General features: G+C 65.7%; 14 protein-coding genes. 7 read left to right on the top strand and 7 right to left on the bottom strand.

The window, feature by feature from the left end:
* Nucleotides 1–187: 187 nt before the first annotated feature.
* The 3 genes from ACIQUS_RS19920 to ACIQUS_RS19910 all read right to left on the bottom strand — a co-directional run bounded on the left by ACIQUS_RS19920 (nucleotide 188) and on the right by ACIQUS_RS19910 (nucleotide 2776).
* Nucleotides 188–1534 (bottom strand): MFS transporter, encoded by a 1347-nt coding sequence (locus tag ACIQUS_RS19920; RefSeq protein WP_403050221.1) that lies wholly within the window; start codon nucleotides 1532–1534, stop codon nucleotides 188–190.
* Between the two features lie 108 nt (nucleotides 1535–1642).
* Nucleotides 1643–2122 (bottom strand): histidine kinase, encoded by a 480-nt coding sequence (locus tag ACIQUS_RS19915; protein WP_403050218.1) that lies wholly within the window; start codon nucleotides 2120–2122, stop codon nucleotides 1643–1645.
* Nucleotides 2123–2299: 177 nt separating this feature from the next.
* Nucleotides 2300–2776 (bottom strand): sigma-70 family RNA polymerase sigma factor, encoded by a 477-nt coding sequence (locus ACIQUS_RS19910; protein ID WP_403050215.1) that lies wholly within the window; start codon nucleotides 2774–2776, stop codon nucleotides 2300–2302.
* A gap of 270 nt (nucleotides 2777–3046) precedes the next feature.
* On the opposite strand from ACIQUS_RS19910, the gene ACIQUS_RS19905 reads away from it, so the two are divergent.
* From ACIQUS_RS19905 to ACIQUS_RS19895, 3 genes are read left to right on the top strand one after another with little or no spacing between them, the layout of a single operon-like run.
* Nucleotides 3047–4225 (top strand): efflux RND transporter periplasmic adaptor subunit, encoded by a 1179-nt coding sequence (locus tag ACIQUS_RS19905; protein WP_403050212.1) that lies wholly within the window; start codon nucleotides 3047–3049, stop codon nucleotides 4223–4225.
* The gene (locus tag ACIQUS_RS19900; protein WP_403050209.1) at nucleotides 4226–6193 is read left to right on the top strand and encodes a MacB family efflux pump subunit; all 1968 of its coding nucleotides are present in this window, start codon (nucleotides 4226–4228) and stop codon (nucleotides 6191–6193) included.
* A 3-nt stretch (nucleotides 6194–6196) separates the two neighbouring features.
* On the top strand, nucleotides 6197–7609 hold the full coding sequence (locus ACIQUS_RS19895; protein ID WP_403050206.1) for an efflux transporter outer membrane subunit: 1413 nt from the start codon (nucleotides 6197–6199) through the stop codon (nucleotides 7607–7609).
* A 108-nt stretch (nucleotides 7610–7717) separates the two neighbouring features.
* Here the strand turns inward: ACIQUS_RS19895 and ACIQUS_RS19890 are convergent, their stop codons facing one another.
* Nucleotides 7718–9340 (bottom strand): twin-arginine translocation signal domain-containing protein, encoded by a 1623-nt coding sequence (locus ACIQUS_RS19890; RefSeq protein ID WP_403050203.1) that lies wholly within the window; start codon nucleotides 9338–9340, stop codon nucleotides 7718–7720.
* A 145-nt stretch (nucleotides 9341–9485) separates the two neighbouring features.
* Between ACIQUS_RS19890 and ACIQUS_RS19885 the strand changes: the two genes are divergently transcribed.
* A complete protein-coding gene (locus ACIQUS_RS19885; protein ID WP_403050200.1) occupies nucleotides 9486–10457 on the top strand; it encodes a siderophore-interacting protein in 972 nt (323 codons plus the stop codon).
* Between the two features lie 119 nt (nucleotides 10458–10576).
* On the opposite strand, the gene ACIQUS_RS19880 is transcribed toward ACIQUS_RS19885, so the two are convergent.
* The 3 genes from ACIQUS_RS19880 to ACIQUS_RS19870 form a co-directional block, all read right to left on the bottom strand.
* On the bottom strand, nucleotides 10577–11989 hold the full coding sequence (locus ACIQUS_RS19880) for an aspartate aminotransferase family protein (RefSeq protein WP_403050197.1): 1413 nt from the start codon (nucleotides 11987–11989) through the stop codon (nucleotides 10577–10579).
* Nucleotides 11990–12147: 158 nt separating this feature from the next.
* On the bottom strand, nucleotides 12148–13470 hold the full coding sequence (locus ACIQUS_RS19875; protein ID WP_403050194.1) for an ATP-binding protein: 1323 nt from the start codon (nucleotides 13468–13470) through the stop codon (nucleotides 12148–12150).
* A complete protein-coding gene (locus tag ACIQUS_RS19870) occupies nucleotides 13467–14150 on the bottom strand; it encodes a response regulator (protein ID WP_403050191.1) in 684 nt (227 codons plus the stop codon). The genes ACIQUS_RS19875 and ACIQUS_RS19870 overlap by 4 nt, the downstream gene beginning before the upstream one ends.
* 172 nt (nucleotides 14151–14322) lie before the next feature.
* On the opposite strand from ACIQUS_RS19870, the gene dsbD reads away from it, so the two are divergent.
* Genes dsbD through dsbG form a run of 3 tightly spaced genes read left to right on the top strand, consistent with a single transcriptional unit; the run spans nucleotide 14323 to nucleotide 17632 of the window.
* The gene (gene dsbD, locus ACIQUS_RS19865) at nucleotides 14323–16026 is read left to right on the top strand and encodes a protein-disulfide reductase DsbD (RefSeq protein ID WP_403050188.1); all 1704 of its coding nucleotides are present in this window, start codon (nucleotides 14323–14325) and stop codon (nucleotides 16024–16026) included.
* Complete coding sequence (locus tag ACIQUS_RS19860) at nucleotides 16026–16883, top strand: prolipoprotein diacylglyceryl transferase family protein (RefSeq protein WP_403050185.1); 858 nt, start codon at nucleotides 16026–16028, stop codon at nucleotides 16881–16883. Before dsbD ends, ACIQUS_RS19860 begins: the two co-directional genes overlap by 1 nt.
* Entirely contained in the window at nucleotides 16868–17632 is a 765-nt protein-coding gene (gene dsbG, locus ACIQUS_RS19855; protein ID WP_403050182.1) for a thiol:disulfide interchange protein DsbG, read from the top strand. The genes ACIQUS_RS19860 and dsbG overlap by 16 nt, the downstream gene beginning before the upstream one ends.
* The last annotated feature ends 64 nt before the right edge of the window (nucleotides 17633–17696 follow it).

The following is a 17696-nucleotide window of genomic DNA, read 5'->3' as shown; positions in this document are numbered from 1 at the left end:
AAGCGCAGCGTAGGGCCGTATGCAGGAGCGAGCGGTTTTGCCTACTTTTTCCAAGAAAAAAGTAGGCCGCCGTAAAGGCGGAAGGGGCCAGCAGCCTCGCCGCATGAAACGGATAAGCCCGCAACACCAACCCAACCCAACCCAACCCAACCCAACATCGTCCCCAGGACTCCGTGAAGAACCCTCTTTATTCCTGTATTGGCCTGGCAAGCATTGCCACACCGCCCCCTCGCGACTCCAGCGTTTCGTCAGCACATTCGATAGGCTCCCGCGCGGAAAAATACATCGCCGTCAGCAACCCCACCGCCCCCATGACCAGACAGAACCCCACGCACACCCAGGGGCTCCAGGGCGTCAGCGCGATCAGCATCAGGGGCGTGGTACTGGCCCACAGCGCATAGGCGATGTTGTAGGTAAAGGAAATACCCGACACGCGGATGGCCGCAGGGAACAGCCCGACCATCACCGAAGGCACCACCCCCACGACGCCACAGGCAAGGCCAGCCAGGGCGTAGGCCAGCCCCGGCCACTGCCAACCCATCACCAGGCTTGCGTACAGGGCACCGATCCCCAGGGGCAGCAGCAGGCTGTAAATCATCAGGGCACGCCAGGCGCCAATCCGGTCCACCAGCAGGCCGGCCAGCACACAACCGATATTGAGAAAGACAATGCCCAGGCTGCTCAAGGCGAAGGTGTGCCCGGCGCTCATGCCGAAACGTTGCTGCATCAGGGTCGGGGTGATCACCACCAGCACCACCACTGCCGAGGTCAGCACGCAGGTCAGCAGCACCGCCGGAACCAGCGCCCGCCGGTGCTCGCTCAGCACGCTGCGCAAGGGAAAGGCCACCGGCTGCTCACGGCGTTCGCGCAAGGCCAGGAATACCGGCGTCTCGCTCAACCAGCGGCGCAACCAGACACCGATCACCCCGAACACACCACCGAGCAGGAACGGGTAGCGCCAGGCGTAGTCGAGGATCTCCTGCGGGGTGAACCAGTGCGCCAGCGCGGTGGCGGTCAGGGCGCCGAGCAGGTAGCCGAAGGTAAGCCCGGCCTGGAGAAAGCCCAGGGCATAGCCACGGCGCCCGAGCGGTGCGTGTTCGGCAACGAACACCCAGGCGCTGGGCACTTCCCCGCCCACCGCCGCGCCCTGCAGGATACGCAGAGCCAGCAGGATCAGCGGCGCGAAGTAGCCAATGTCGGCGTAGGTGGGCATGAGCCCGATCAGCAGGCACGGCAGGGCCATCATCAGGATGCTGAGGCTGAAGACCTTCTTGCGCCCCAGGTGATCGGCAAAATGCGCCATCAGGATCCCGCCCAAGGGCCTGGCCAGGTAGCCGGTGACGAAAATCCCGAAACTTTGCAGCAAACGCAGCCACTCGGGCATCTCTGGCGGGAAGAACAGCTGGCTCAAGGTCAGGGCGAAGAACACGAAGATGATGAAATCGTAGATTTCCAGCGCGCCGCCCAAGGCCGCCAGGCCCAGGGTCTTGTGGTCGCTGCGGCGCAGGCGTATCGCTGGCGTGGTGGCGGTCATAAGGGCATCCGTCTATCGGTGGGCAACGCAACGCGCACTCCGGCGCGCCAAGGCAAACGCAAGAGCATAGCAAAACGTGCCCGGGGAATGCGCAGCCGATGCCGCGGTTCAGGGCTGGCGGGAGAAGACCGTAGGCGCGAAGTTCATCCGCCGTGGCGTGTACGCCGGATGCGTTCGCTCAGGCACGGGCAACTGGCCGATGACCTTCGGCGAGTCGATGATCGCCATGAAGGTCTGCATGGTCTCGTTGTCCGGGACCTTGGGCAGGCTGACGTTCACCGCCTGGCGCTCGCCACTGGGAATGGCAGGGACCTTCAGGTGCTGGGACTGGTAAAGCAGGGCGTGCTGGATCTGGGGGTTGACCCGGCAGAAACGCTCGAGGTCGACACCGACATGACTGGCCAGGTCGATATTGCCGACCAACAGGTTGAATGGCTGCAGTGCGGCTTGCACCAGGCGCTGCAGGTCTTCGAAGCACTCCACCGGTGCAATGCGGTAATACCCCATGCCATTGAGCATCTTCTCCAACTGCAGAAGTTGCATCGGATGTTCATCGGCGATCAGGATCCGCATTGATTTGTTCGGCATCATCTATGACCAAGGCATAAGAGCGTGGGTGACGTTCCTTGACCATACGGCGCCGAATCACAACTACAGGCAGGTGGCGGGCACTTCGCCGGGTTTAGGGTCTTTATTGATAGTTGTTGGGAAACGTTCAGAAATCAAGGAAGCCCTGACGGAATTTTCACACTCCCTTCACCGACCTCAGGACTCCCACTGCTTCATCCGCACACGGCAATGCTTCATGGCATTGACGATGTGCTTTTCCACCAGGCTGCGGGAAATCCCCAATCGGTCGGCAATCGCCTGATGGGACAGGCCTTCGAGCTTGCGCAGCAGGAAACTGTCGCGACACGCTCCGCTCAATTCGTCGAGGGCCCGTTGCATCAGCTCCAGGCGCTGATGCAACTCCATGTCCTGGGAGGGCGCAGGGGAGAAGAATCGCTCGTCGCTGTCGAGCACGTCCAAGGGCTCGACCTGGCGCAACAGGCCACGGCGATGTCCGTCGATCACCAGATTCAGCGCAGTGCGGTAGAGAAAGGCGCGCGGGTGTTCGATTTCGGTGTCGCCCGTGCGCTCCAGCACCCGGGTGTAGGCGTCATGGGCAACGTCTTCCGCCGCCTGGCGGTTACCCAGGCGGGCGCAAAGGAAACTCACCAATTCTCGATAGTAGTTTTCCAATACAGCACCTGGCCGCGACATCGACGGAGTCTTCCTGACGCTTGTTGAGCGGATCTGAATGATGGCAGTTTGCAATAATACAAATTATAATGATTCTCAGCAAGATCAGGCCGTCGGATCTTTTCCACCGGCCAGCCGCTCATCCGCTGAACGCTTCCCACCACGGTAAATTCCGTCATGAGTCTCTCGTTTACCTGGGAGCCTCCCGTGTCTGTCGTGCGTACCCGACAGTCTGACTCCACGGCCCACCCCTTTTGGCTGGAACCCTGCATGAGACGTCCTTCGAACAAACGCCGCCTGCTGCTCTGCGGCCTCGGTCTGCTCAGCCTGAGCGCCCTGCTCGCCTGGAAAACCCTGCCCGCCGGTGGTGACCCGCGCAGTACCGTCAGCGTGACCCGCAACGATATCGAAAGCAGTGTCACGGCGCTCGGCACCCTGCAGCCGCGACGTTATGTGGATGTCGGCGCCCAGGCGTCCGGCCAGATCCGCAAGCTGCATGTCGAGGTCGGGGACCAGGTCAAGGCCGGCCAGCTGCTGGTCGAAATCGACCCTTCAACGCAACAGGCCAGGCTCGATGCCGGACGCTTCTCGATCGACAACCTCAAGGCCCAGCTCGCCGAGCAGCAGGCCCAGTTCCAGCTCGCCGAACAGCAGTACAAGCGTCAGCGCAACCTGGCCGCCGGCGGTGCGACCCGCGATGAGGATGTACAGATCGCCCAGGCCCAGCTCAAGGTCACCCAGGCGCGCATCGACATGTACCGCGCGCAGATCCGCCAGGCACAGGCCAGCCTGCGCAGCGATGAAGCGGAACTTGGCTATACACGCATCTATGCACCAATGGCCGGCACCGTGGTGGCCGTGGATGCCCGCGAAGGCCAGACCCTCAACGCCCAGCAGCAGACACCGTTGATCCTGCGGATCGCCAAATTGTCACCGATGACGGTCTGGGCCCAGGTCTCCGAAGCCGATATCAGCCATGTCAAACCCGGCATGTCGGCCTACTTCACCACCCTGGCCGGCGGCAAGCGTCGTTGGACCAGCACCGTGCGCCAGATCCTGCCCGTGCCCCCCAAACCCCTGGACCCGTCCGGCCAGGGTAGCAGCAGTGCTGCCAGTGCCGGCGGCAGCAGTGCCAGCAGCAAAGTGGTGCTCTACACCGTGCTGCTGGACGTGGACAACCCGGACAACGCGCTCATGGCAGAAATGACCACCCAGGTGTTCTTCGTCGCCGGTCGCGCCGACAAGGTGCTGACCGTGCCGGTGGCGGCCCTTGACGACGATGCCGGTGACGACAACCTGCGCATTGCCCAGGTGCTCGACGCCGACGGCAAGGTCGAGCAGCGCCGGGTGCGCACCGGCCTGAGCGACCGCCTGCGCGTACAGGTGCTCGACGGCCTGGCCGAAGGCGAGCGCTTGTTGATCGGCGCCCCTGCCGCCAGCGGAGGTTGAATGAACACGCCGTTGATCGAGTTGCGCGACATCCGCAAATCCTACGGCGGGGTCGACACCCCGAAAGTCGAAGTGGTACGCGGCATCAGCCTGGCGATTCACCCCGGGGAGTTCGTCGCCATCGTGGGGGCGTCCGGCTCCGGCAAGTCGACCCTGATGAACATTCTCGGCTGCCTGGACCGCCCGACGTCCGGCGACTACCTGTTCGCCGGCAAGGACGTGGCCAACCTGGACAGCGACGAGCTGGCCTGGCTGCGCCGTGAAGCCTTCGGTTTCGTGTTCCAGGGCTACCACCTGATTGCCTCGGGCTCGGCTCAGGAAAACGTCGAGATGCCGGCCATTTATGCCGGCACCCCCGCCAGCGAGCGCCATGCCCGCGCCGCCGCCCTGCTCGAACGCCTGGGCCTGGCCAGCCGCACCGGCAACCGCCCCCACCAGCTCTCCGGCGGCCAGCAACAGCGGGTGTCGATTGCCCGGGCGCTGATGAACGGCGGGCATATCATCCTCGCCGACGAACCCACCGGCGCCCTCGACAGCCAGAGCGGCGCCGAGGTCATGGCCTTGCTCGATGAGCTGGCCGCCCAGGGCCATGTGGTGATCCTGATCACCCATGACCGTGAAGTGGCAGCCCGTGCCAAGCGGGTTATCGAAATCCGCGATGGCCTGATCGTCAGCGACTCGGGCAACGAACCGCCAGCGTCCCCTGCCGGCGCACCGGGCCTGCAGGCCGAGGACCTGCGCCAGCGCCTGGACCAGGGCGCAACCCACAGCGGTGCCTGGAAAGGCGAGCTGGTCGAGTCCCTGCAAGCGGCCTGGCGGGTCATGTGGATCAACCGCTTTCGCACCGCCCTGACCCTGCTTGGCATCATCATCGGGGTGGCCTCGGTGGTGGTAATGCTTGCCGTCGGCGAAGGCAGCAAGCGCCAGGTCATGGCGCAGATGGCCGCCTTCGGCTCCAACATCCTCTACCTCAGTGGCAGCGCGCCGACCCTGCGCGAACCGGCCGGTGTCATCACCCTGGACGATGTTGCCGCAGTGGGTAGCCTGCCCCAGGTGAAGATGATCATGCCGGTGATCGGCAACAAGCTGATGGTTCGCTACGGCAACAACAACCAGCAGTTCTACGTCGGTGGCAACAACACCCACTTCCCCGAGATCTTCAACTGGCCGGTGGTCCAGGGCAGCTTCTTCACCGAGGCCGACGAGCAGGCGGCCGCCGCAGTGGCGGTGATCGGGCAAAAGGTCAGCGAGAAGTTGCTTGGCCCGAACATCGATCCGATCGGCCAGTACATCCTGGTGGAGAACGTCCCCTTCCAGGTGGTCGGCGTGCTGGAAGGCAAGGGCGCAAGCTCGGGCGAACAGGACAGCGACCAGCGCATCGTGGTCCCCTACTCGGCCGCCGCCATTCGCCTGTTCGGCAGCCGCGACCCGGAATACGTGACCATCGCCGCCGCCGACTCCGCACGCGTGGCGCAAACCGAAGCGGCCATCGACCGGCTGATGCGCAAACTGCACAACGGCAAGCACGACTACGAGCTGAGCAACGACGCCGCCCTGATCCAGGCCGAAGCGCGCACGCAGAACACCCTGTCGCTGATGCTCGGTTCGATCGCCGCGATCTCGCTACTGGTCGGTGGCATCGGCGTGATGAACATCATGCTCATGACCGTGCGCGAACGTACCCGCGAGATCGGTATCCGCATGGCCACCGGCGCCCGCCAACGCGACATCCTGCGCCAGTTCCTCAGCGAAGCGGTGCTGCTGTCGATGGTCGGCGGCCTTACCGGCATCGCCCTGGCCCTGGCGATCGGTGGCGGCTTGTTGCTGGCCGACGTCGCCGTGGCCTTTTCCCTGGCGGCCGTGCTCGGCGCCTTTGCCTGCGCAGTGGTCACCGGGGTGGTGTTCGGCTTCATGCCGGCGCGCAAAGCCGCCCGCCTCGACCCGGTCAAAGCCCTTACCAGCGAATAGTCCATGAACTTGCCCAGCCGTCTCAGTGTATTGTCCATCAGCCTGTTCATCGCTGCCTGCAGCGCCACGCCTGCCCCGCCGCAAAGCGGCCTGCAGCCACCCGGGCGCTGGCAAGGCAGCGACCGTAACCTCAACCAGCCGTTGCCGCAGCACGACTGGTGGCAACAGTTTTCCAGCGCCCCGTTGAACGCCCTGATCGAACAGGCTCGCCAGGGCAGCTTCGACCTCGCTGCCGCTGCCGCCCGGGTCCGCCAGGCCCAAGCCTCGGCGATCATCGCTGGTGCGCCGCTACTGCCGGAGGTCAAGTTCGGCCTGGACGCCAGCCGCCAGCGCCTGTTGCGTGGCGATGGCTTCGATCAGCTCGACGCCAGTGACCGCGAACGCACCAGTACCTCGTTCAACACGCGCCTGAGCGCCAGCTACGAAGTCGATTTCTGGGGCGGCAAGGCCGCCGCCCACGACAGTGCGCTCCATGGCCTGCAGGCCAGTCGCTTCGACCGCCAGACCGTCGAACTGACCCTGCTCAGCGGCGTTGCCACCAGTTACTTGCAGAGCCTGGCGCTGGCCGAGCAAGTGCGCATAGCCCAACTCAACCTGGCCAATGCCGAGGATGTGCTGCGCCTGGTACAGACCCGCCACGACGCGGGCTCGGCCACAGCACTGGAACTGGCCCAGCAGCGTAGCCTGGTCGCCGGCCAGGCGCGCCAGGTGCCGCTGTTCCAACAGCAACTGCAGGAAGCCCGGATCACCCTGGCGACCCTGCTCGGCGAACCGGTGCAGGGGCTGGCGCCGATTCGGGAGTCCATCGATGGGCTGCGCTGGCCCGGCATTGGCAGTGGCGTACCGAGCGATCTGCTCAGTCGCCGGCCCGACATCGCCGCCGCCGAGGCACGCCTGGCTGCCGCCCAGGCCGATGTCCAGGTCGCTCGCGCCGCCATGCTGCCGAGCCTGACCCTGGGCGCCGACCTGGGCTCCGGCGCCGACACCTTCGCACAGATCCTGCGCAGCCCCTACTACACCCTCACCGCCGGGCTGGCCGCACCTGTATTCAACAACGGTCGCCTGCGTGCCGAGCGGGACAAGGCCCGGGCCGTGCAGGAAGAGCTGCTGCAAGACTATCGCGCCAGCATCATGGCCGGCTTTGCCGATGTCGAGAAAGCCCTCAACGGCATCAGCGGGGTCGACAGCCAGCGGCAATGGCAGGATCAGGAAGTGGAGCAGGCGCGCCGGGCATTCGAACTGTCGCAAAGCCGCTACCGGGCGGGTGCCGAAACCTTGCTGACCGTGCTCGAAACCCAGCGCACCCTGTACCAGGCCCAGGACCAGCAGGTGCAGTTGCGCCTGGCCCGACTGCAAGGCAGTGTGGCCTTGTACAAGGCGCTGGGCGGGGGCTGGCAGACGGCGGCCACCTTGTAGGAGCGGGCTTGCCCCGCGATACGTCGCAGCGCTCAATCGCGGGGCAAGTCGAATCGTCGCACCGTCGCTCCCACCGATCGCAGCCTGGCGGCTGCGGTTACAGGGCGATCAGGTAACGATCCCGCGCAGCGACAGGTGCCGCGCATACCACGGCCGTTGCGGCACACGGCGAACCAGATCGCCGATCTTGTCGTCTTCGCCGAAGGTGATGCGTAGCGCCAGCTTCATGGTTTCCACGTCCATTTCCACCGACTTGCCCGGGGAAGTCCCCGGCACCGTGCTGCAACCATGGGTGTCCGGCCCCAGCCAGGGGTCCTCGATCTGGACCCAGCGTCCCGGCACGAACCACTGCACACCGTTGACCTCGCGCCTGCGCACCTGACCGGGGTTATGCTGTTCATGGGCGCGATACCAGTCCTCGATGCGGTCGTCGATCCAGCCATGAAAGCCCCAGAACACTGGATGCACGTGGGATGAAAACGGATCGCCGAGAAAGTCGTTGTCGGCACCGAACCAGCGCGAGGCGAAGTCGGCCGGGTCCCGGGCAAAGGGCACTGGCGCGCCGTTGACCGGATCCCTTGGCACCGATGCCCAGCACATGTGCAACCAGTCGTGCAGGTTCATCTCCAGCTCCGAGCCGAAGGCGCCCAGGGTCAGTTTCGACAGGTACAGCGGGTCGCGGTAGCGGGATTCCCAGACCTGGAAGTTGCTGCAAAACGTCTCGCCCGCCTTGATCGCCGACACCCACTGGCCATAAGCCGCATCACCCGGCGCCTGCCAGGTGGGGGGCACGCAGTTGCCGTCGTGATTGTTGAAGTAGCGGGCAAAGCCCTGGCGGTCCTGTTCAACGTTGGGCTGGGGTAGCGGAAAATGAGGCCAGGAGGGCAGGTCCTGCATCGAGCGGGCCGTGCCAAGCATGTGCCGGTGCATGAACAGGAAATCTTCGCCCGAGCCATTGCGGTGCTTGCGCGGGCCACGGGCATCGCGCTCCAGCTCCCGGGGTCCGGGCTGCCAACCCAACCCGCGCAAGGCGCCGCGCTTCTCTTCGGGCAGCTTGTGCCACTTGTCGCGTGAGGCATGCCAGAGCTGGTGGAACAGACGATGCTCGGCACTGACCAGCCAGGCCTGCAGTTGCGGGGTGTAGGGCAGCCGCTCGCGAGCTTCGGGAAACAGTCGCTTGACCGCAACGAAATGGCTGTCCAACAGCGGCAGGGCCATGGATCGATCCAGCGGCTGCAGACGACCGCTCAAGGTGCCGCTGCCGGCATTGCCAAAAGCGCCCCAGACCTCGTCCAGGCTGGCGATGCACTCGTAGTCCGTTGCCCCCCGATTGCTCAGCAGCCGCCAGCGCACCTGGGCGCTCGATGCGCCCACCAGGTCGCCCAGCACCCGGTAGGCAACCGGTCCCTGTCCCTCCAGGCGCCCGGGTTCATCGACGAAACCCCGCAACCCTCGCCCCTTGGTCGCCACATCCAGGTACATCTGCAGCCCCTGCTGCGGCAACCCGGCCAGGCCGGCCTGGGTACCGTGAAAGCGCAAATCCCAGATGCCACGCAGTTGGTCTGCCAATTGCTGGCCCGCGGCATCGGCCAACTCAACGCTGGCCTCGCCCGGTGTGACAATGTCGTCCTCGGGGTCATGGGTCAGTCGCTTGTGCGCGTAATAGGCCGCAGGCGCCGCTGCACCCGCCACTGCCAGCCCTGCAATGAATCCTCGCCGCGATATCGTCATCGTCCTACCCGTGTTTGCCATGAAGCAGGCTTTATCCCTGCTAGGACGTATGGCCGGCGGGGAAATTTAACGGGCGGCAACACGGTTAATTCGGCTCGGCGGGCGTTCGTTTCCAGGGAGAACTCTTTGCCAAAAGGTATCGCCCATGTCCTCCTCCACCTCCCTGGCCAGCGCCCTGGGCAACGGCCTGCGCAAGCTGGTGGGCAAGCCGGCCAAGGCCAGCGCCTATCGATTGTTTGATGTGCAGCTCAAGCGGATCATCGCCTTGAGCCCCTCCCTCGCCCGCTTCGTGTTCACGGGCGCAGAGGTCGGGCAGATCTGCACCCTGGCCGCCGACCAGCGCATCAAGATCTTCTTCCCCAGCGCCAATGGCCAACCGCCGCAGTTACCCAGGCAGGGCTCCTGGCAAACGGCCCGGCGCAACCTCGACGCGCAGAGTTGCCCGCCCATGCGCACCTATACGATTCGTGCCTTGCGCCGCGAAGCCCTGGAGCTGGATGTCGATTTTGTCCTGCATGGCATCAACGGCCCCGCCTCGGCCTGGGCAACCCGGGCCAGCATCGGCGATCGCCTGCAGATCTACGCACCCGACCGGGCGTTTGCCGGCGACCCTGGCGGCTACGAATGGCGACCGCCCCGTGACCTGCGCTCGCTCCTGTTGATCGGTGATGAAACCGCCCTGCCCGCCCTCGCTGGCATTCTCGAACACATGGCGCACGCCTTCCCCGAGGTGCCGGCACAGGTCTTTATCGAAGTGCCGGGCGAAGAGGACTGCCTGGAGTTGACCCGAAGTCCGGCGACCGAGCTGAACTGGCTGCCCAGGGGCCTGCTCGACGCCGGCCATGGCGAGGCGATGGTGCATGCCGCACGGGAGCTGGCACGGCTTCCCCGGCCAGATAGCCACGCGCGCAAGTGCAACGCCCTTGAAGAGATCGATATCGAACGGCAGATCCTGTGGGAACGCGGCGCACCCGACACGGGCGGATTCCATGCCTGGATCGCCGGCGAGTCGGCGGCGGTCATGCACATCCGCCGCCACCTGATCCAGGAACGCGGCCTGGACCGCAAGACCCTGACCCTGATGGGCTACTGGCGCGCCGGCCGTTCGTTCGATTGAAGCACGAGGGCCGCCCTGCGGCCCATCGCGGCCTATGGCCGCTCCCACAAGGCCAAGCCTGCCCCGCCTTTGTGGGAGCTGGCGAAGCCTGCGATGGGCTGCAAAGCAGCCCCTGTCCCTCAGAGACCGGCCACCGCCGCCGCCAACGCACGACCAAAGCGCGCCGCCACCTCATCGACCTGCTCGGCGGTGATCACCAGCGGCGGCAGGAAACGCACCACCGCACCGTGCCGCCCCCCAAGCTCCAGAATCAAGCCACGCTTGAGACACTCCCGCTGCACCAGCGGCGCCAGGCGCGCACACGCGGCCGGGTGCCCCTGGGCGTCGCGGGCACCGACCGGATCGACCAGCTCGACCCCAAGCATCAGGCCGCGGCCACGAATATCCCCCAACTGCGGGAAGTCCGCCTGCAGCTGGCGCAAGTGCCCGACCAGACGTTCGCCCATGCGCTGCGCATGGGCGCACAGGTCGTGGTCCTTGATGTATTTCATCACCGCCGACCCCGCCGCCATGGCCATCTGATTACCGCGGAAGGTCCCGGCATGGGCACCAGGCTGCCAGGTATCGAGCCACTCGCGGTAGACCACCACCGCCAGCGGCAGGCTGCCACCGATGGCCTTGGACATCACCACCACGTCAGGCGTAATACCGGCATGCTCGAAGGCGAACATCTTGCCGGTGCGGGCAAAACCACTCTGGATTTCGTCGACGATCAGGGCCACACCGGCCTTTTCGGTGATCCGCCGCACACCCCGCAACCATTCCAGGTCGGCCGGAATCACCCCGCCTTCGCCTTGTACGGCCTCGACGATCACCGCCGCCGGCAGTTGTACACCCGCTTCCGGATCGCTCAGCAGGTTTTCCAGATAATGCAGGTTGACCTTGACCCCGGCCTCGCCGCCCAGACCGAACGGGCAACGGTAATCGTAAGGGTACGGCAAGAACTGCACGCCATTGTTCAACAGCCCGGCCAGTGGCTTTTTCGGACCCAGGCTGCCCATCAGGCTCAAGGCGCCCTGGGACATGCCGTGGTAGCCGCCCTGGAACGACAACACGGTGGTGCGTCCGGTGGCCGTGCGGACCAGCTTCAAGGCAGCCTCCACCGCGTCGGTTCCGGTCGGCCCGCAGAACTGGATTTTCGCCTGATCGCGCAGCGCTTGCGGTAGCAGGCCGAACAGGTCCTGGACAAAGCGGTCCTTGACCGGTGTGGTCAGGTCCAGGGTATGCAGGGGTAGTTCGTCAGCCAGCACCTGCTGGATCGCGGCAATCACCACCGGGTGGTTGTGGCCCAGCGCCAAGGTGCCGGCACCGGCCAGGCAATCGATGAATTGACGCCCCTCGACGTCCTCGACATAGAGACCACGGGCCTTTTTCAGCGCCAGGGGAATACGCCGCGGGTAACTGCGCGCATTGGATTCCTGCTGCTTTTGCCGGGCCAGTAGCGGCGATTCATCGAAGTGGTAGAGCATTTCGGCAGCGGCCGCGTCCGAAGACACCGACAACGGCTGGGCAAGGCTGATAGCGACTGACATCTGGAGAAACCCTCGCAAGCAAGCGTATGTGCCCGTCACGCCCTGTTACCAGATGTGTGTCGGGTGGTTATCGCTTGAAAAACGCTTCAGCGCGCTACGGATTTAGCCGTATTCGCTGTCTCGCGTGGGATTTTTCCGAGATAGGCATCAGGCCTTGCTTAAACCGATTGCGTACGCAACGGCACCTGCAACAGCACCCGCAGGCCATCGCTGCGACTGTCGAACCGCAACGACCCGGCGCAACGCTGGACAATGGCCTGGACAATGGCCAGCCCCAGGCCGCAACTGCCACTCTGGCCACTGCGCCAGAAGCGCTCGGTCAGGTGCTCCAGGTCTTGTTCGGCGATGCCCGGGCCATGGTCGCGCACGGTAAAGGCCACCCGCCCTTCGTCCATGCGCACGGCCAGTTCCACCGGCTCGCTGCCCCGGGTATGGCGCAGGGCATTGTCCAGCAGGTTGCGCAACGCAGTGACCGCCAGCGGAGCCGGCATGCCCAGGTAGACCTGGGCGGTGCCTGGTGCCAGTTGCAGGTCGATGCGCTGCCCGACGCCAGTGTCCTGGATCGCCTGACGCGCCACCTGTTCGGCGCTGCATTGCACGCCATCCTCGAACGACAGGCTGCCTTCGACCCGCGCCAGCAGCAGCAACTGCTCCAGGGTCCGGTGCATGCGATCGGCGCCCTGCTCGGCGTGTTCCAGGGCCTGCTCGCGCGCGGCGCCCTCGGTCATTCGCGCCACCTGCAGGTGGGTCTTGATCGCGGTCAGCGGCGTGCGCAGTTCATGGGCGGCATCATCGGTCAGGCGCCGCTCGCGCTCGATGGTCTGGGCGATGCGCTGGAACAGCTGGTTCTGGGTGTCCTGCAAGGGTTGCAGCTCGCTCGGCAGGCCACGCACCTGCAAGGGTTCCAGGGCGTCGGGGCTGCGCCTGCGCAAGGCGTCGCGCATGCGGTTGAGCGGTGCCAGCCCCTTGCCGATCCCCAGCCACAGCAACCCCAGGCTGCCGAGCAAGGCCACCAGCACCGGGGCCGAGGCCGCCAACAGGATCGAGCGGTTCAGCGCCTCGCGCTCCTGGTGCCGATCGGCCGTGGTGATGCGAAAGTCGCCGCGGTAATAGGTGAAGGTGCGCCAGCGTGCGCCATCGATGGTCTGGTCGCGAAAGCCGCTGCGATCGTCATCCAGCGCGTGATCCTTGGTGTGGTTGCGGGCGATGATCTCGCCACGCAGCGAACTGACCTGGCAGGCCATGCCGTCCGGCACGCTGAGCTGGTCGGCGCTCAGTTTCGCGCCCTCGCCCCTGGCCACCAGCGGCTGCGGCATCTGGTCGATCAGGCCGGCCACCATCCGCGCCGAGGCCACCAGGCGCTGGTCCAGGGAAAACATCATCTGGTGGCGCAGGTCGCGCAGCATCCAGGCCGCCGCCAGTGCCCAGATCACGACGAAAGCAGCGCCCAGGATCAGGGTCAGGCGTACACGCAGGCTCATGGTTGTTCCACTTCGGGCAACTGCGCAGGCCCCAGGCGATAACCCAGGCCGCGCACGGTTTCGACAATGCCATTGCCGAGCTTGCGGCGCAGGTGATGGATATGCACGTTCAAGGCGTTGCTCTCGACCTCGTCGCCGAAGCCGTAGACGCTGTCCTTGAGCTGTTCGCTGGAGAGCACCCGGCCACGGTTGTGCAGCAAGGCCTGCAAGAGTGCCTGCTCGCGCCGCGACAGGTCGACCGGCACCCCGCCCAGGCAGGTTTCGCGGCTGCTGGGGTCATAGCTGAGCGGGCCGTGTTCGATGACATTGACCGCCCGCCCGGCCGCGCGCCGCAACAAGGTGTGCAGGCGCGCCGCCAGTTCGCGCAGGTCGAAGGGCTTGAGCAGGTAGTCGTCGGCGCCGGCCTGCAGGCCGTCGACCCGGTCGGTGACGGCATCGCGCGCGGTGAGCACCAGCACTGGCAGGCTCTCGCCCTGCTGACGCAGGCGCTCCAGCAGTTTGAGCCCGTCTTCGTCGGGCAGGCCCAGGTCCAGCACCATGACGTCGAAGGTCGCTGCCTGGAGCATCGCCTGGGCCGCGCCGGCCGTGGCGACCCGGTCGACGGTCATGCCCTGGGCGGTGAGCCCGGCGGCAATGCCGCTGGCAATCAGGTCGTCATCCTCGCAGAGCAATACGTGCATGGTGGGTCTCGCAACTGAAAGTGGCAGTGAAGCGCAGGCGGATTAAGCCAGGATTATGCCGTGCCGCCAGCGGATCGTCGCGGTTGGGGCGACAATCGAACCTTGCGGGTTAACACTCGGTTAATCGTACTCGGCCAACATCGACCGTTCATCGCACTGCCAAGGCTTGAAGATGCGCGTTCTACTGATTGCCCTCATGTTCCTGTTCAGCGGCCTGAGCCAGGCCAACCCCTTTGCCCAGAGCGACTTCCTGCCGGTGGACAAGGCATTCGTGTTCACCAGCGAGCGACTGGCCACCGGCGAGATGCGCCTGCACTGGAAAATCACCGAAGGCCACTACCTGTACCAGAAGCGCCTGAAGTTCGACGGCCTGCCCGCCGAGCAGCAGCCTGCCCTGCCACCGGCCCTGCCCCATCAGGACGAGTTCTTCGGTGAAACCCTGGTTTATCGCGGCGAGTTGCAACTGATACTGCCTGCCGGCGCCACAGGCCAATTGCGCATGGGCTGGCAAGGTTGTGCCGATGCCGGTCTGTGCTACCCACCGCAAACCAGCCAGGTCGACCTGGGCGGTACGCCTGTGGCCGGACAGGCCAGCGATCAGGCCCTGGCCGGTGGCCTGCAGCAATCGGGCCTGGCCTGGAGCCTGCTGGCCTTCCTTGGCCTGGGCGTGTTGCTGGCCTTCACACCTTGCTCGTTGCCGATGCTGCCGATTCTGGCCGGGCTGGTCCTGGGCAATGGCGCCAGCGCCCGTCGCGGCTGGGCCCTGGCCAGTGTCTATGTTTTGAGCATGGCGCTGGTGTATGCCGCCCTCGGGGTGGTCGCCGCCCTGCTGGGCGCCAGCCTGCAGGCCTGGCTGCAACAGCCATGGCTGCTCGGCACCCTGGCGGCCTTGTTCGTGCTGCTGGCCTTGCCGATGTTCGGCGTCTTCGAGCTGCAGTTGCCGGCCTGGCTGCGTGATCGCCTGGAGCGCGCAGGGCACGGCACCCGTGGCGGCAACCTGTATGGCGCCGCCCTGCTCGGCGCCTTGTCGGGGCTGCTGATGGGCCCATGCATGACCGCCCCGCTGGCAGGCGCCCTGCTGTACATCGCCCAGAGCGGCAACGCGGTGCATGGCGCCCTGGTGCTGTTCACCCTGGGCCTGGGCATGGGCCTGCCGCTGCTGTTGCTGGTCACCCTGGGCAATCGCTACCTGCCGCGCCCCGGCGCCTGGATGAACCTGGTCAAGGGCCTGTTCGGCTTCGTGTTCCTGGCCATGGCCCTGTACACCCTGCGCACGGTGCTGGAACCTTCGCTCTGGTTGGGGCTGGCCGGTGCCTTGCTGATCGCCCTGGCCTGGGCGGCCTGGCCGGTACTGCATGGCCTGCGTCCGATCCGCGCCTTGCCGCTACTGCTGGGTTTCTGGGGCAGCCTGCTGGTCATTGGCGCCGCCGCCGGTGGCAGTGACCTCTGGCAGCCGTTGCACCCCTTTCGCGCTGGCGGCGTCGCCGTAGCCAGCAGCGCTCACAGCGATGCGTTCATCACCGTCAGCCAGCCGGCCGACCTGCAACGTGAACTGGATACCGCCAAGGCCCAGGGCCAATGGGTGATGCTGGACTACTATGCCGACTGGTGTGTGTCGTGCAAGGTCATGGAGAAACAGGTGTTTGCCCGCGCCGACGTGCTGGCGGCCCTCGACGGGGTACGCTTGCTGCGCCTGGACGTCACCGCCGATGCCCCGTCCAGCCGCGAACTGCTGCAACGCTATCAGGTACCGGGACCACCGAGCCTGATCTGGATCGGGCCCGAAGGCAGCGAACGCCGTGCCCAACGGATCACCGGTGAAATCGATGCCGCCAACTTCCTCGAACATTGGGCCCGGACCCGGAGTCAAGGCTGATGCTGACGGTGAACCTCGGGCCGCTGACCATGGCCTTCAACCATTTGCTGCTGCTCTGTGCCCTGGCCCTGGCCAGCCTGGTGGGCTGGCGGGTCGCCCGGCGCGGGGGTGACAACCCCGAGTCGGTGTTGTTCTACCTGTTCCTGCTGGGCCTGCTCGGCGCCCGCCTGGGTTTTGTGCTCAGCTACTGGCCCCTGTACCGCGCCGACCCGCTACAAATCGTCGACCTGCGCGACGGCGGCTTCCTGCTCTGGCCGGGGCTGGCAGTGGTCGCGCTCGGCGCACTCTGGCAAGGCTGGCGGCGCCCCACCCTGCGCCGCCCGCTGGGCTGGGGCCTGTTCAGCGGCGCCCTGCTCTGGCTGCTCGGCAGCCTGGCCAGCCACCTGTATGAAACCGGCACGCAACTGCCCGAGGTGAGCCTGCGCAAGGGCAACGGCCAGGCCGTGCAACTGACCGAGTACCGTGGTCGGCCGCTGGTGATCAACCTCTGGGCGACCTGGTGCCCGCCGTGCCGGCGCGAAATGCCGGTGCTGCAACAGGCCCAGCACGAACATCCGGACATCACCTTCCTGTTCGTCAACCAGGGCGAATCCCCGCAGACGGTCAGCACGTTCCTCGCCACCACCGGCCTCAACCTGTCCCATGTGCTGTTCGACAGCGGCGGACAACTGGCGCAGAAAGTCGGTTCCATGGCCCTGCCCACCACCCTGTTCTACAACGCCGAGGGCCGCCTGATCGGCAGCCACCTGGGCGAGCTGTCGCGGGCGAGCCTCAGCCACGCCCTGGAATCTTTCGAGCGCACCCCCGCACCCGCTGTCACCGACACTGCAAGGAACGACACATGCACGCTTTGCTGAAACTGCCCCTGACCCTTACCTTCGGCCTGCTGGCCAGCCAGGCCGTGGTGGCCGAAGAACTGCCCAAGGCCGTGCAGCAGATGGAAGCCAAGGGCGTGAAGATCAAGGGCAGCTTCGATGCCCCCAACGGCTTGCGCGGCTACGCGGCCCAATACCAGAACCGTGGCATGGCCCTGTACTTGACGCCCGACGGCAAGCATGTGCTGGTCGGCAGCCTGTTCGATGAACAGGGCAAGGACCTGAGCGAGGCGCCCCTGGAGAAGCTGGTCTATGCCCCCATGGCCAAGGAAATCTGGGCGAAGATGGAAAAGACCGCCTGGATCGCCGACGGCAAGGCCGATGCGCCACGCATCGTCTACCTGTTCAGCGACCCCAACTGCCAGTACTGCAGCCTGTTCTGGCAACAGGCACGCCCCTGGGTCGAATCGGGCAAGGTCCAGTTGCGCCATATCATGGTCGGCATCATCCGTGAAGACAGCCCGGGCAAGTCGGCGGCGCTGCTGGCCAGCAACGACCCGGCACAGGCCCTGCTGCAACACGAAAAAGCCGGTAAGGCCAGCAAGCTCAAGGCCCTGGACAACATCCCCGCTGCCGTGCAGGCCAAGCTCGACGCCAACCTGGCACTGATGGAGGAAATGGGCCTGGCAGCCACCCCGGCGATCTTCTACCTGGATGAACAGCAACAGCTGCAGTCCCAGCAAGGCGCCCCCCGTCCGGAACTGCTCGGCAAGATCCTCGGCAAACGTTGATCCGGTGCTGTAACACCAGCCCCCACGGCGTCTGGAGAGTCCCCCTGACCGCAGAGGCACTCTC

Origin of the sequence: Pseudomonas sp. NPDC090755, assembly GCF_044769005.1 — a bacterium.
GTDB lineage: Bacteria > Pseudomonadota > Gammaproteobacteria > Pseudomonadales > Pseudomonadaceae > Aquipseudomonas.
This window is presented reverse-complemented; position numbering and strand designations above follow the sequence as displayed.

Bases quoted from the DNA above. Each gene is read 5' to 3' on its own strand.
- ACIQUS_RS19915 (WP_403050218.1), bottom strand. From the start codon at position 2,122: ATGCCGAACAAATCAATGCGGATCCTGATCGCCGATGAACATCCGATG.
- ACIQUS_RS19890 (WP_403050203.1), bottom strand. From the start codon at position 9,340: ATGACGATATCGCGGCGAGGATTCATTGCAGGGCTGGCAGTGGCGGGT.
- dsbG (WP_403050182.1), top strand. From the start codon at position 16,868: ATGCACGCTTTGCTGAAACTGCCCCTGACCCTTACCTTCGGCCTGCTG.
- ACIQUS_RS19900 (WP_403050209.1), top strand. From the start codon at position 4,226: ATGAACACGCCGTTGATCGAGTTGCGCGACATCCGCAAATCCTACGGC.
- ACIQUS_RS19870 (WP_403050191.1), bottom strand. From the start codon at position 14,150: ATGCACGTATTGCTCTGCGAGGATGACGACCTGATTGCCAGCGGCATT.
- ACIQUS_RS19875 (WP_403050194.1), bottom strand. From the start codon at position 13,470: ATGAGCCTGCGTGTACGCCTGACCCTGATCCTGGGCGCTGCTTTCGTC.
- ACIQUS_RS19885 (WP_403050200.1), top strand. From the start codon at position 9,486: ATGTCCTCCTCCACCTCCCTGGCCAGCGCCCTGGGCAACGGCCTGCGC.
- ACIQUS_RS19880 (WP_403050197.1), bottom strand. From the start codon at position 11,989: ATGTCAGTCGCTATCAGCCTTGCCCAGCCGTTGTCGGTGTCTTCGGAC.
- ACIQUS_RS19895 (WP_403050206.1), top strand. From the start codon at position 6,197: ATGAACTTGCCCAGCCGTCTCAGTGTATTGTCCATCAGCCTGTTCATC.
- ACIQUS_RS19905 (WP_403050212.1), top strand. From the start codon at position 3,047: ATGAGACGTCCTTCGAACAAACGCCGCCTGCTGCTCTGCGGCCTCGGT.
- dsbD (WP_403050188.1), top strand. From the start codon at position 14,323: ATGCGCGTTCTACTGATTGCCCTCATGTTCCTGTTCAGCGGCCTGAGC.
- ACIQUS_RS19860 (WP_403050185.1), top strand. From the start codon at position 16,026: ATGCTGACGGTGAACCTCGGGCCGCTGACCATGGCCTTCAACCATTTG.
- ACIQUS_RS19920 (WP_403050221.1), bottom strand. From the start codon at position 1,534: ATGACCGCCACCACGCCAGCGATACGCCTGCGCCGCAGCGACCACAAG.